Source organism: Roseateles paludis (assembly GCF_039872745.1).
Taxonomy (GTDB): Bacteria; Pseudomonadota; Gammaproteobacteria; order Burkholderiales; family Burkholderiaceae_C; genus Pelomonas; species Pelomonas paludis.
In genome coordinates this window covers 1,079,582-1,091,613 of the sequence record NZ_JBDPZD010000001.1, presented here as the reverse complement: position 1 = coordinate 1,091,613, position 12,032 = coordinate 1,079,582, and the positions used below count along the sequence as shown (strand labels likewise).

The following is a 12,032-nucleotide window of genomic DNA, read 5'->3' as shown; positions in this document are numbered from 1 at the left end:
GGCGTCAGAAGGTGTAGGTGCCTGTCAACGTGACGATGCGGCCAGCACCTGGCACGTAGTGACCGGAGTAGAGGGCGTCAGCGTACAGCTTGTTGGTCAGATTGCTGATGTTGAGCTTGTAGGTGGGGCCGTTTTCGTCGGGTCGGTACTCGGCCATCACGTCGGCGGTGACGAAGCCACGCGCCTCCCAGCCCGGGTTGCGGTTGGGGGCCTGGCGGCCCCGGGCATTGAGGCCCGCGCCAAAGCGCCACTCGGTGCCCACCTCGCGGGTGACCCACAAGGTGCCGGTGACGCGCGGCGTCAGCGACGGTCGGTCACCCTGCAGCTCGCCACTGTTGGCGCTGCTGACGTCGATCTTCGCGATGGGCAGCCACATCCAGGAGGCGAAGACCTGCCAGCCATCGCCGACCTGCCCGCTGAAGTCCATCTCGACGCCGGCTGCGTGACGCTTGCCCGAGAGGGTGACGATGTCGGGCGTCAGCGGGTCGGTGTTGCGCTCGTGCAGCTTGGTGGTGCGGAAGATGGCGAAGCGGGTGCTGAAGTCGCCGTCCTCGCTGTCGAGCTTGGCACCGAGCTCCAGGTTCATGGCCTTCTCGGGCGGGATGTTCTGGTTGGCCGCGTTGAGCGAGTAGGCATCCCCCGAGGTGTTGAAGGACGTGGCCGCCGAGGCATGGAAACTCTGCAGCGGGCTGGGTTGCCACAGCGCGCCGGCACGCCAGCTCCATTGGTTGACCGTCATGCGGTAGCTGGTGCGCGTGACCGGGCCGCTGGCGTTGTTGGGAATGGCATTGCTGAAGTACTCGCCGGCCAGATGGTCAAAGCGCAGGCCGCCCAGCAGCTTGAAGTCCGGCCGCAGCTGGGCCAGATCTTGCACGTAGACGCCAGCCGCCTTGGCGCTGTAGTCGCTCGCGCGGCGGAAGCTGCGCAGGCCTTCGTCGACGCTGGCGCCATCGTCCGGCGTACCCAGCAGCGTGGTGGCCTTGACCGGGACCAAGCCGCCTTGCGCGGCCGACAGCGCGGCATCCACCTGCTTGCGCTCGATGGCGATGTCAGCTCCGGTCTGGATCTCGTGCGTGAGCCCGAGCCACTGGTGGCGGCCGCTGTAGTCGCTTTGGGCGTGCAAGGTCTGCATCTGCTGGACCTTGGGCTGGAAGCCGCGCGTCAGCACCGTGGTGGGCTTGAGGGTGCTGGCCAGCACGGCCGCCTTGTCCGGCTGCACGGCGGCCGCGCCGAAGCGCACGGTACTCGCGCGCTGGTCGCGGTCGTAGTCGGCGAGGCGCAGCTTGGTGATCCATTCGCCGCCGCCATCCAAGCGGTGGGTGTGGCTGAGCGTCAGCTGGTCGGCCCGGCCGTGGTTGCGGTCGCTAGCCATGCCGAAGTAGGCGGTGGGGGCCAGCCGCATGACGTCGGTCGTGGGGTCGGGCGCATTGCCCGCCTGCGTGCGCAGCCAGGGCAGGCCGTAGTTGATGCCGTTCTCGTTGTCGAGGTGGTAGATGCCGACCTGCCACTCGTCCGCCTGACCGATGCCGGTGGCAAAGCTGGCCGCAACGCCCTGCTTGCTGAGCCGCGTGCCGGCGCCGTTGTTGTCGGCCCGCTGCAGCATGGCACCCAGGCGCAGGGCCGAGGTGGTGCCGAGCTTCTGGTTCCAGTCGAGCACGCCGCGCAGGTTGTCGTGGCTAGCCAGGCTGATGTCCACCTTGCCCGCGCTCTTGAGGCGCGGTGCCTTGTTGACGAGGTTGACCGCACCGCCCGTCGAGCCGCGCCCGAAGAGCATGGACGCCGAGCCGCGCAGCACCTCGATGCGCTCCAGGAAGAAGGTGTCGCGGTCGTAGAAGGCTGGGTCGCGCAGGCCATCGGCAAACACGTCGCCCGTGGTCTGCAGCGCAAAGCCGCGCAGGCGGATGTCTTCCTCACCGCCCTCGGCCGCCTGGAAGCTGATGCCCGCCGTCTGGCGCAGCGTGTCCTTGAGCGTGTCGAGCTTGCGGTCCTCCATCAGCTTCTCGGTCACCACGGTGACGGACTGGGGGATGTCGCGCAGCTCCTGCTTGCCCTTGCCGATGCGGCTTTCGGTGGCCAGGTATTTCTTGCTGTCGGGGCTGTCCTGCTCGGCGGCCGCCTGGGTGCGGACAACGGGCAACTCGGCAGGCTCGGCCGCCTTGGGCGAGGTCTGCGCCCAGGCCAGACCCGTGAGCCCCAGCCCGGCCGCCAAGGCGCCAAGGGATGCGGTGGGAGTGCGCGTGATCGTTCGCTGAGTGGTTTTCATAGGGCAAAGCAAGGGTGATGACGCCCGCAGGCGCCAGGGCAGATGACGACGGTTGGTGAGGGGGCCGGCGCGCTGCGCGCACCCAGGCCAGCGGGTCAGCGCGTCAACTCATAGGCGAGCGGCGCGAGGCATTCCCACTCCACCGCGCGGCCGTTCTCGACCAGGGGCGAGAAGCGCGCGGTGCGGATGTCCTTCAGGGCTTGCGCATCAAGGCGCTCAAAGCCCGAACTCTTGGCCACGGTGGCCGAGATCAGCTGGCCGTCGGTGCCGATGTGCAGGCGCAGTTGCACCAGGCCCTGCTCGCCCAGGCGGCGCGAGGCCAGGGGCATGCTCAGGCGCGGCTCGACCAAGTAGCGCGGCGCATTGACCACCACCTTTTGCGGCGCGGCGGGCGTCTGCACGACCGGGGCAACCGGCGCGGCCACCACTGGCGCCGCCACCGCCACGGGAGCCACGCGTTCAGGCACGGGCGCCTCGGTCACCGCCACGGGCACGCTGACAGGCGCGCCGGCATCGCTGACCCGCGCCACGGGCACAGGCGCAGCAGCCAGCTGCGGTGGCGCCTTGTCAGTCGTGTGCTGTGCGGCCTTGGGCTGCGGGCGCGGCTCGGCCGGGGCGATCCAGTGCACGGGGATCAAGACCTTGGCGCGCGGCAGCACCTGCTGGGCCCAGCCGTTCCAGAGCCCGGCCGCCAGCAGCACGTGCAGACCCAGCACCACCGCGCCGGCGAGCGGCTTGCGGCGCGCCTGCCCACCCATTGCCCAGGGCGACGGTGTGGCCACGGCGGCCGTCACGGCATGGACGTCGGCCGGGTCGTCCGGCAGCCCCACGCGCCCGGCCTGCGCCTCCATGCGCCTGCCAATGCGCAGACCAGCCTGCGAACCACCGGTTGCACGGGCGGCGCGCTGCGCACCAAGCGCGGCACCAGTCGAGTTGGACGACACCATCGGGGGGAAGACAGCCAGCACTGCATTCATGATGGGCTCGACTATACATCAAATGCAAATCATTCTCATTTGTGTTGAATCAACCCAACTCGATTCAGGGTCAACCCGGACGCCAGCCGCCGCTATCCTCACCCCCATGGTGAAAGCCCTGACCCGTTGGTTCCTGCTGGCCGGCGCCCTGCTGCTGGTGGCGCATCTCTACCCTGGCGTGGAGGTGCGCAGCTTCAGCGCCGCACTGTGGGCGGCCGCCGTGCTGGGGCTGCTCAACACCGTGCTGCGGCCGCTGCTGGTGCTGCTGACCCTGCCCGTCACCGTCCTGAGCCTGGGGCTCTTCCTGGTGGTGATCAATGCGCTGATGTTCTGGGCCGCCGCCGAGATGCTGCAGGGCCTGAACGTGCGAGGCTTCTGGCCCGCGGTGATCGGCTCGCTGATCTACAGCCTGTGCGGGATGGTGATCGACGTGCTCATTGAGCGGCTGTTCCCGGCGGACTGAGCCCTGCGCATGCGGCCTAACGGCTGCTTATTGAGGCTTTCTCGGCGCGCGGAGCGCCGCCGCCCTTCCAGCGGCAGCAGTGGAACCGGCTTTGCCGGGCCACTGGCTGCGCCCCCTTGAGGGGGCTGAGGCCGGACACAAGGCGCCCGGTGGGCGGCTTGTGCCTGCCGAAGAGTTGGGCCTCAGGCCCAACGCGGTCTGCAAGACGCCGTCAGGCCGTAGGGGGTGGTCTCAGTTCGGCAATTCAACGTCAGGCGGGATGTAGCGGCCTGGGTACATCTCGGCCAGCATGCCCTGGCGGGCGTAGACGAGGGCGCGCAACCGCGCCTCGATGACCGAAGCCTCGACCTGGTCGGCATTGGGCTGGCGCGACTGGCGCAGGCCGGAGCGCAGGCGGTCGATGGCGCCATTGATGTCGCCCGCTGCCGCGCGTGTCTCCGCCTGGGCACGGATGGCGCGCAGTGGCTGCCCGAGGCGCGTCCAGACCACGGCAAGCTGGCTCCAGGCAAGGGCGTCCTCGGGGTGCAGGCTGACGCGGGTCTGCAGCGCGTCGGCCGCATCGCGCGCGGCCTCGGGTGCCGGGTCGATCAGCTGGAGGGCCACGCGCTGCATCATCAGCGGGCGGCTCTTCTCACCCTTGAGCGGCTCCAGCGCGGCATAGCCCTCAAGCGGCCGGTTGCGCGCCTCGGCCAGCTCGGCGCGCAAGTAGGTGAGCAGGCGGGTGGCCGCTGCACTGGGGCCAATGAGCTGCAGCAGCACCTCGCACTCGCGCAGATTGTCGGCCGCGCGGTCAAAGTCGCGCAGCTTGATGGAGGCCAGGGCCGAGGCGTAGACGAGGCCGACCGGCTCGTACGGGTTGCCGCCGGGCTTGGGCTCGCGCGAGCCCGCGGGGCCGGCCTGCAGCGCCTTCCAGGCATCCACACGCGGGTCCATCAGCACCCGTGAGCGCGCCGCCATCAAGGCGTGCTCAGCCAGGCCCTGCGGACGCGCAAAGGGCGCCAGCGCAAGGCGCGTGCGCGCGTCGCCAATGCGCTCGCTCGTCAACGGGTGCGAACGCAGGTAAGGGTAGGCGCCGGAGTCCATCAGGTGGTAGGCCTGCTCCATGCGCTCGAACATGCTGACCATGCCGGCCGGGGCAAAGCCAGCCTCGGTCATCAGCGCGAAGCCCACGCGGTCGGCCTCGCGCTCCATGTCGCGCGAGAAGTTGAGCGACATCTGGGCCGCCACCGCCTGGCCAGTCATGATGCCGGCGTTGGCCGCCTGGATATTGCCCTTGGTGGCGGCCAGGATGCCCAGCAGCAAGCCGGCGATGGACAGCATGGTCCCAGTGCTCTCGCCACTGATGCGCCGCGCGATGTGGCGCTGCGTGATGTGCGAGAGCTCGTGCGCCAGCACCGAGGCCAGCTCATCGCGCGAGGCGGTCATGGCGATCAAGCCGAGGTGGGTGCCCACAAAGCCGCCCGGCAACGCAAAGGCGTTGACGCTGCGGTCGCGCACCAGGAAGGGCTCCCAGGCAAAGCGCTGCTGCGTCTCGTCGCCAATGTGCCCGAGCTGCTTGGCGGCCTTGTAGAGCGGGGTCCACACGCCTTCCAGGTACTCCTGCAGCAGGGCGTCCTGCAGGTAGTCGGGGTCGATGCGGATCTGACGCATCACCTGATCGCCGATGCGGCGTTCGGTGCTGATGTCGATGTCCTGCGAGCCCACATCGCCCAGCGCCGGCAGATTGACCTGCGCGGCCGTGGGGCCGGTCACCAGAGCCAGGGCCAGCACGGTGGCGAGGACACGAGAAGGAAGGGACTTCGGCACGCGGGCACTCCGGGGATCAAGGCACCTATCATGCCCTCAACGAGTTTGCTGCATTGTTTCGTCGGCGTGCCCATGACCTCTCCCCTCACCCATTTCGATGCCCAGGGCCAGGCCCACATGGTGGACGTGTCCGCCAAGGCTGAGACGCACCGCATCGCCGTTGCGGCGGGCGAGATCCGCATGCAGCCCGCCACCTTCGAGCTGATCGCCAGCGGCAGCGCCAAAAAGGGCGATGTGCTGGGTGTGGCACGCATCGCGGCCATCCAAGGCGCCAAGCGCTGCAGCGAGCTGGTGCCGCTGTGCCACCCACTGCCCATCACGCGCATCGCGGTGGACTTTGAACTCGACGCCGCCAGCAGCCGCGTGCTGTGCCGCGCGCAGGTCGAGACGCTAGGCCGCACCGGCGTCGAGATGGAAGCGCTGTGCGCCGTGCAGGTCGGCCTGCTGACCGTCTACGACATGTGCAAGGCCGCCGACCGGGGCATGGTCATCGACCAAGTGCGCGTGCTGGAGAAGCACGGCGGCAAATCAGGCGACTGGTCGGCACGCTAAGCACGCCGCATCAGCGCAACGTCCGCCAGTCAATCACGCCGCTGGTCGGCTGGCAGAGGAAGGCGGGCGCGCTGGCCGCTGCGTCCTCGCATTGCGCCAGCCATTCGTCACCGATCGGGTTGCGGAACTCGCGCAGCCGGTCCGCCAGATAGCGAGCGGCCTCCACGTCACCCGTCTGCGCCAGCGATTGAGACCAGTGCTTCAGCAGCCGCGCATCAATAAGGCTGAAGGCCGTGCGGCGCGCCGCCACGAGTGCTTCAGGTCCGGGAGGCAGACTCGTCGCGGCGGCGTAGTCGGCGTGGTGCGCAAACAGCCATGAGCGCTGGCCACGCGCAATCCGCTCAGGCAGCGGCGCGGCATCCACCCCGGGCGCATAGATGGCCGTGATGCGGCCATAGTCCCAATACGCGTAGGCACTGCCGGTGACGAGTAAGGCACCTGCCAGCCCAAGCAGTGGCACCAGCACAGGGCTGGCCCGCGCGCCGCCCGCCTGCGGCTCTGCCTCTGGCAAGCCCAGCCCAAATGCAAACACCGCAGGCAACAGGAAGTAGGCATACCAGAGCGGGTACTCCAGCAGGCTGTGCACGCCGATCATCAGCACAAGCATGCCCATCGCGCGGCGCTGCCGCTGCAGCTCGGGCGTGTCGGCCCGCAGGGCGCCCACCAGCAGCCGCCAGCCGCTCCAGAGCAGCAAGCCCAGCACCGCCAAGGCCCACGGCAGACCCAACTCCACGATCAATTGCAGCGGCAGGTTGTGCGTGTGATCGAAGAAGGCCGTGTGCCGGTGTGGGAAGGGCGTCAGGCTCCATGCAAAGTTGAACTCGCCCCAGCCCACGCCAAACCACGGGTTGGCACGCACCAGCTCCAGCGCATCACGCAAGATGGCCATGCGCGAAGGCGACCCGGCGCCTTCCGCCAGCCGCGCCGCCGCACCAAACGCATGCTGCCCACTGGCCGACCACAGCGCGAGCAAGCCCCACCCCGCCGCCATCATCACCGGCGTGGCCAGCAGGCTGGCCCGCACGGACTTCGCCAAGCTCCGGTCCAACAAGCCCCAAACGGCCAGCAAGGCGACACCCACATAGCCGGTGCGAGAGGCGCTCAGCACCACCGCGAACACCAAAGCCAACAACAGCCCCGGCAACCCACGCCGCACGGCCTCATGCCGCCCCGCCAGCCACACCGCCGCCACCGACGACCACATCAGCAGGCTCGCCAAATGGTTGGGCTGCCGCAAGTTGCCAATCGCGCGCCCCGGCAAGCCCGAACGCGCGATCCAGACACCATCGGCCTGCGCGGGCAGGAACACCTGCACCAGTGATACGGCAACGCTGAGCAGGCCGGCCAACAGCAGGCCCCAGCACAAGCCGTCGGATGCGGAAAATCGCTGCGGGCCCCTCAGCCCGGACGCCAAACACAACACCGCCAGGGCCGTGACCAACACCACCGCTGGTCCCGCGCCGAGCGACACCGGCAACTGCCGCCAGCCCACTGACACCACCGGCGCCATGGCCAGCAATCCCAGCGCCCATATGGCGGGCTCCCACGCCGGACGCGAGGCCCTGCCGCGCGCCGCAAGCCCCATGGCCCCGAGCAACAGCACTGCGCCCCACCCAAGCAGCGCCAGCATCTCGTTGTAGATCGTGGCGGCCGGCGTGAGGTTGTAGGCCAGCAGTGGCGGGAGTGCGCTAGCGACGACTAGCGCAGGGATGATGTTCGGCGCCAACGGCGCCCGTATAGCCTCAGATGACATGGGCGCGCATCATGGCACGCTGCCTCGCAGGCCCTGCCTTGATCCCCAATCACCGTCCACCGGCACCGCTTCAGAACCAGCCGTGCAGCCAATGTCGTGGAGGCAATAGCTTGCCTTGCGGCGGCAGCACGAGCGCTTCACCAAGATGCGGTGGCGTGCTCAGCCAGTCGAGCAGCGTCATGCAGGCATAGCCCACTTGAACTACGAGCAACAGCCACGCCACCAACGCCCACGATCGCGAGTGGCCGGGCACGGTTGACGCAGGGAGGTGCCCCAGCAACAGACCGAAAGCCAGGGCCAGCCACAACTGAGACACCGGCATCACGAAGTTGCCCGAGAAGGTCGCATCAATCAGCGCTGCCACGCAGGCCACAAAGGCAGCCAGCGCAAACGGTTGCGCCTGCGCATCGTGCGTCCGCAAAAACGCCAAGGCCCGCCAAAGGATCATCGCCAGGCCCGCCACCATCAACAACGCAGCAGGCAGACCGTACTCCGCCGCCCATTGCAGGTAGACGTTGTGAGGGTGCGCGCCCTGGTCCATTCGCAGACTCGAGTAGTGCATGGGGCCGAGACCCAACCACGGCGAGGCCTGAATCGACGCCAGCGCCTGCACCCAAAGACGCATCCGGATAGTCATGGAGCCCACGTCGCCAGGCAATGCCCACAGCTGCTGGCTGCCCACCCAGAACGACAAGGGCAGGTAAATCGCCAAAAACACCAGCCCACCGGCAAGTCCACTCAGCAGGCAGTCCCGAAGAAAGCGTCGACTACCTGGCAGCCCGATTGCATACACAAGGATGGGTGCCACGACCAAGGCAACCTGCGTGGCCCGGCCACGCGTATACAGCAGCAGCGCGATCTGAAACGCCAGCGCAAGCCCCGCGACCGTCCGCCAGCGCCCCCGGCTCGCATGAAGCGCCGCCAACAGCAATGGGAGCTGAATCGTCTGCGCGTGATTCAGGAACCTGGGGTTGTCAAAGCCCAGGGCCAAAACCCAGGCTGACGCCACACCGCCCACCAAGGCTCCCGTGACGAACAACAGGGTGGTTGCAACGGCGTAAAACAAACTGAAGGCGGCCATCGCGGGGGCCAGCCAACTTGGCAGCCCCTGCCTCACGACGGCGGCCACCGCCAGGGTCACGCCGACTAGACCAAGCGTGAGTGCCACTTCGCGCAGCGCTGCGGTGGGCTGTTGCGCTTGCACCGAAGACCACAGCGCCAGCACGAACCAAGCCGCCAACATCCACGACACAGGGCGGCTCTGGCGCAGGATGTCGCCGCTGCTTCGCACAGCGGCCCAGGCCGCCAGCAAAAAGGGCAGCACTTGGCTCAAGCGAACCAGATCATGGGCCGGCTGCCCCACCACCGACGGTAACAGCCCGGCACATATTAGGCATCCAGCCAGACAAAGTAGCTCGGCGCTCCAAGCACGGATCGTTTCCAGCAAGTGCATAGAGTGCCTGCGGTCATGACTAGTGACGAATGACCCGGAAACGCCCTGAGCCATCTCAAAAAGAACAGGGGGCCGAAGCCCCCTGCGATTGAATCAAGTCAGCTTGGCAACATCAGCTCGCGCTGTTCTTCAGCACAGCCGCACGCACCGCAGCGCAGTCAGCTGCCGCCATCGACGTGGTGATGCCCCAGGTGATCGAGGTCTCGCCGAGGTTGGGAGTCCAAGTAATGGTCGGTGTGCCCGTGCCGCAGATGCCGGACTTGACCGTCGCTTGGATGACGCCATTAGCGACCGTCACGGCACTGACTTCATTGGTAGCCTTGAAATCAGCGTTCGCCGGGATGCCGTTCGCGCCAGCATCGCAGTCGGTCAGGACACCCGAGTTTTCCTGGGCGCACAGCGCGACGGCGGTCTTGAGCATGTCCACAGAACTCAGGGCGTTGCCGGCCTTGGCCTTGGCCGTGTAGTCACGGTACTGCGGAATCGCCACCGCAGCCAAGATGCCGATGATGGCGACGACGATCATCAGTTCGATCAGGGTGAAGCCCGCTTGGGCGCGTTGCTTGAAGTTCATGGTTGACTCCTGCGTAAACAAGGGTTGTGGGGGTGAGGACAAGCTGAATGATGCAGGGGCCGTGCCAGGCCCATCGGGCCCCTCGGTCGTGCGAAAAGGCACGGAAATCCCGGCCTGACTCACGGCTTCTGACAATTTGCGTCAGTCGCGCTGGCGCAAAACGTCACGCTGACACTCCTGGAGCGACGACATGCGCTACTGGGCGCCCGCCGCCATAACCGCCAGCGGCCGGCACCGCCTCAAAGAATGAACCGGCTCAGGTCCTCGTTGGCCGCCAGGGCGCCGAGCTTGGCGTCGACGTCGGTGGCATCCAGGCGCAGGGTCTCGCCGCCGCGGCGCGGGGCGTCGAAGCTGACCTCGTCGAGCAGGCGCTCCATCACCGTGGCCAGGCGGCGGGCCCCGATGTTCTCGGTGCGCTCGTTGACCTCAAAGGCAATCTCGGCCAGGCGGCGGATGGCGGCGGGCGTGAACTCCAGCGTCAACCCCTCGGTCGCCAGCAGCGCCTGGTACTGCCGCGCGAGGCTGGCGTCTGTAGCGGTCAGGATGGCCTCGAAGTCCGCCACCGAGAGCGACTCCAGTTCGACACGGATCGGCAGGCGCCCTTGCAGCTCTGGGATCAAGTCGCTGGGCTTGGCGAGGTGGAAGGCGCCACTGGCGATGAAGAGCATGTGATCGGTCTTGACCGGGCCGTACTTGGTGCTCACCGTCGTGCCCTCGACCAGGGGCAGCAGGTCGCGCTGCACGCCCTGGCGCGAGACCTCAGCGCCCCCATGCTCCTGGCGCGAGGCGACCTTGTCGATCTCGTCGATGAAGACGATGCCCATCTCCTGGGCCTTGGTGAGCGCGGCGGTGCGGGTCTCTTCCTCGTTGACGAGCTTGGCAGCCTCTTCGTCGGTGAGCAGCTTGAGGGCCTCGGTGATTCTGAGCTTGCGGGTTTTCTTCTGCCCGGCCCCCATCTGGCCGAACAGGCTCTTGAGCTGCTCGCCCATCTCCTCCATCGCCCCGGGCTGGCCCAAGGGTGACAGGATCTCGACGCTGGGCTTGGGGGCCGCGAGATCGATCTCGATGTCCTTGTCGTTCAGCAGCCCCTCGCGCAGGCGCTTGCGAAAGGCTTGGCGGGTGGCGTTGTCGGCATCGGAGCCAGGCAGCAAGGCGTCAAGGATGCGGTCCTCGGCAGCGTCTTCCGCGCGGGTCTGGCAGCGCCGCATGGCGGCCTCGCGCTCCTGCTTGACGGCGATCTCGATCAGGTCACGCACGATGGAGTCCACATCCTTGCCGACGTAGCCGACCTCGGTGAACTTGGTGGCCTCGACCTTGATGAAGGGCGCGCCCGCGAGCTTGGCCAGGCGGCGCGCGATCTCGGTCTTGCCCACGCCGGTGGGGCCGATCATCAGGATGTTCTTGGGCGTGATCTCGCCGCGCAGCTTCTCGTCGACTTGCTGGCGGCGCCAGCGGTTGCGCATGGCAATGGCCACGGCGCGCTTGGCGGCCTGCTGGCCGACGATGTGGCGGTCGAGTTCCGAAACGATCTCGCTCGGAGTCATGGAACTCATTCCAACACCTCCAGCGTGTGGTTCTGATTGGTGTAGATGCAGATCTCGCCGGCAATCTCCAGCGAACGCTTGACGATGTCGGCTGCGGAGAGCTCAGAGTGATTCAGCAGCGCCTTGGCAGCGGCCTGGGCGTAGGCGCCGCCCGATCCGATGGCCACGATGCCCTGCTCGGGTTCCAGCACGTCGCCATTGCCGGTGATGATCAGGGAGGCCGTCTTGTCGGCCACAGCCAGCATGGCTTCCAGGCGGCGCAGCACGCGGTCGGTGCGCCAGTCGCGCGTCAGCTCAACGGCCGCGCGCACGAGGTGGCCTTGGTGCTTTTCGAGCTTGGCCTCGAAGCGCTCGAACAGCGTGAACGCGTCGGCCGTGGCGCCCGCAAAACCGGCCAGCACCTGCTCGCGGTAGAGCTTGCGCACCTTGCGCGCCGAACTCTTGACGATGGTGTTGCCCAGCGTGACCTGGCCGTCGCCACCGATGGCAACCTGCCAGCCGGTCGGCGTCTGCCGCCGTACGGAAACGATGGTGGTGCCGTGATAGACGGCGGGGGTGGATTCAGAGGACATAGGCATCCCAGTTGGGGCTTCACCCCCAGTTCGCAAGGCCACCTGAACGTCGACAAATCAGAACCGTGCAACGAC

At 67.6% G+C, this 12,032-nt stretch carries 10 protein-coding genes; 2 read left to right on the top strand and 8 right to left on the bottom strand.

The features are described 5' to 3' along the window. Positions 1 to 4: 4 nt before the first annotated feature. Together ABDJ85_RS05170 and ABDJ85_RS05165 are read right to left on the bottom strand one after the other, a co-directional pair. Positions 5 to 2,263, bottom strand: a complete 2,259-nt coding sequence (locus tag ABDJ85_RS05170; protein WP_347703667.1) for a TonB-dependent receptor — start codon at positions 2,261 to 2,263, stop codon at positions 5 to 7. A gap of 95 nt (positions 2,264 to 2,358) precedes the next feature. Continuing rightward, positions 2,359 to 3,240 (bottom strand): energy transducer TonB, encoded by an 882-nt coding sequence (locus tag ABDJ85_RS05165; protein WP_347703666.1) that lies wholly within the window; start codon positions 3,238 to 3,240, stop codon positions 2,359 to 2,361. Between the two features lie 106 nt (positions 3,241 to 3,346). Here ABDJ85_RS05165 and ABDJ85_RS05160 point away from each other — a divergent pair, with 106 nt between their 5' ends. Next, positions 3,347 to 3,703, top strand: a complete 357-nt coding sequence (locus tag ABDJ85_RS05160; protein ID WP_430765513.1) for a phage holin family protein — start codon at positions 3,347 to 3,349, stop codon at positions 3,701 to 3,703. A gap of 231 nt (positions 3,704 to 3,934) precedes the next feature. Here ABDJ85_RS05160 and ABDJ85_RS05155 read toward each other — a convergent pair whose 3' ends face one another. Beyond that, positions 3,935 to 5,509, bottom strand: coding sequence for a M48 family metalloprotease (locus ABDJ85_RS05155; RefSeq protein WP_347703665.1), 1,575 nt, complete (start codon positions 5,507 to 5,509; stop codon positions 3,935 to 3,937). A 72-nt stretch (positions 5,510 to 5,581) separates the two neighbouring features. Here ABDJ85_RS05155 and moaC point away from each other — a divergent pair, with 72 nt between their 5' ends. Next, positions 5,582 to 6,061 carry a cyclic pyranopterin monophosphate synthase MoaC gene (gene moaC / locus ABDJ85_RS05150; protein ID WP_347703664.1) on the top strand — a complete coding sequence of 160 codons (480 nt, stop codon included), beginning with the start codon at positions 5,582 to 5,584 and terminating at the stop codon, positions 6,059 to 6,061. A gap of 10 nt (positions 6,062 to 6,071) precedes the next feature. Here the strand turns inward: moaC and ABDJ85_RS05145 are convergent, their stop codons facing one another. The 5 genes from ABDJ85_RS05145 to hslV form a co-directional block, all read right to left on the bottom strand. Further along, positions 6,072 to 7,814, bottom strand: coding sequence for a Wzy polymerase domain-containing protein (locus tag ABDJ85_RS05145; protein ID WP_347703663.1), 1,743 nt, complete (start codon positions 7,812 to 7,814; stop codon positions 6,072 to 6,074). Positions 7,815 to 7,884: 70 nt separating this feature from the next. After that, a complete protein-coding gene (locus ABDJ85_RS05140; RefSeq protein WP_347703831.1) occupies positions 7,885 to 9,138 on the bottom strand; it encodes an O-antigen ligase family protein in 1,254 nt (417 codons plus the stop codon). Between the two features lie 241 nt (positions 9,139 to 9,379). Continuing rightward, positions 9,380 to 9,841 (bottom strand): pilin, encoded by a 462-nt coding sequence (locus ABDJ85_RS05135; protein ID WP_347703662.1) that lies wholly within the window; start codon positions 9,839 to 9,841, stop codon positions 9,380 to 9,382. Positions 9,842 to 10,080: 239 nt separating this feature from the next. Next, positions 10,081 to 11,394 (bottom strand): ATP-dependent protease ATPase subunit HslU, encoded by a 1,314-nt coding sequence (hslU, locus tag ABDJ85_RS05130; protein WP_347703661.1) that lies wholly within the window; start codon positions 11,392 to 11,394, stop codon positions 10,081 to 10,083. Continuing rightward, a complete protein-coding gene (hslV, locus tag ABDJ85_RS05125) occupies positions 11,391 to 11,963 on the bottom strand; it encodes an ATP-dependent protease subunit HslV (protein WP_430765512.1) in 573 nt (190 codons plus the stop codon). Before hslV ends, hslU begins: the two co-directional genes overlap by 4 nt. Positions 11,964 to 12,032: the final 69 nt, after the last annotated feature.

Bases quoted from the DNA above. Each gene is read 5' to 3' on its own strand.
- hslU (WP_347703661.1), bottom strand. From the start codon at position 11,394: ATGAGTTCCATGACTCCGAGCGAGATCGTTTCGGAACTCGACCGCCAC.
- ABDJ85_RS05170 (WP_347703667.1), bottom strand. From the start codon at position 2,263: ATGAAAACCACTCAGCGAACGATCACGCGCACTCCCACCGCATCCCTT.
- ABDJ85_RS05145 (WP_347703663.1), bottom strand. From the start codon at position 7,814: ATGTCATCTGAGGCTATACGGGCGCCGTTGGCGCCGAACATCATCCCT.
- ABDJ85_RS05160 (WP_430765513.1), top strand. From the start codon at position 3,347: ATGGTGAAAGCCCTGACCCGTTGGTTCCTGCTGGCCGGCGCCCTGCTG.
- ABDJ85_RS05165 (WP_347703666.1), bottom strand. From the start codon at position 3,240: ATGAATGCAGTGCTGGCTGTCTTCCCCCCGATGGTGTCGTCCAACTCG.
- moaC (WP_347703664.1), top strand. From the start codon at position 5,582: ATGACCTCTCCCCTCACCCATTTCGATGCCCAGGGCCAGGCCCACATG.
- ABDJ85_RS05135 (WP_347703662.1), bottom strand. From the start codon at position 9,841: ATGAACTTCAAGCAACGCGCCCAAGCGGGCTTCACCCTGATCGAACTG.
- hslV (WP_430765512.1), bottom strand. From the start codon at position 11,963: ATGCCTATGTCCTCTGAATCCACCCCCGCCGTCTATCACGGCACCACC.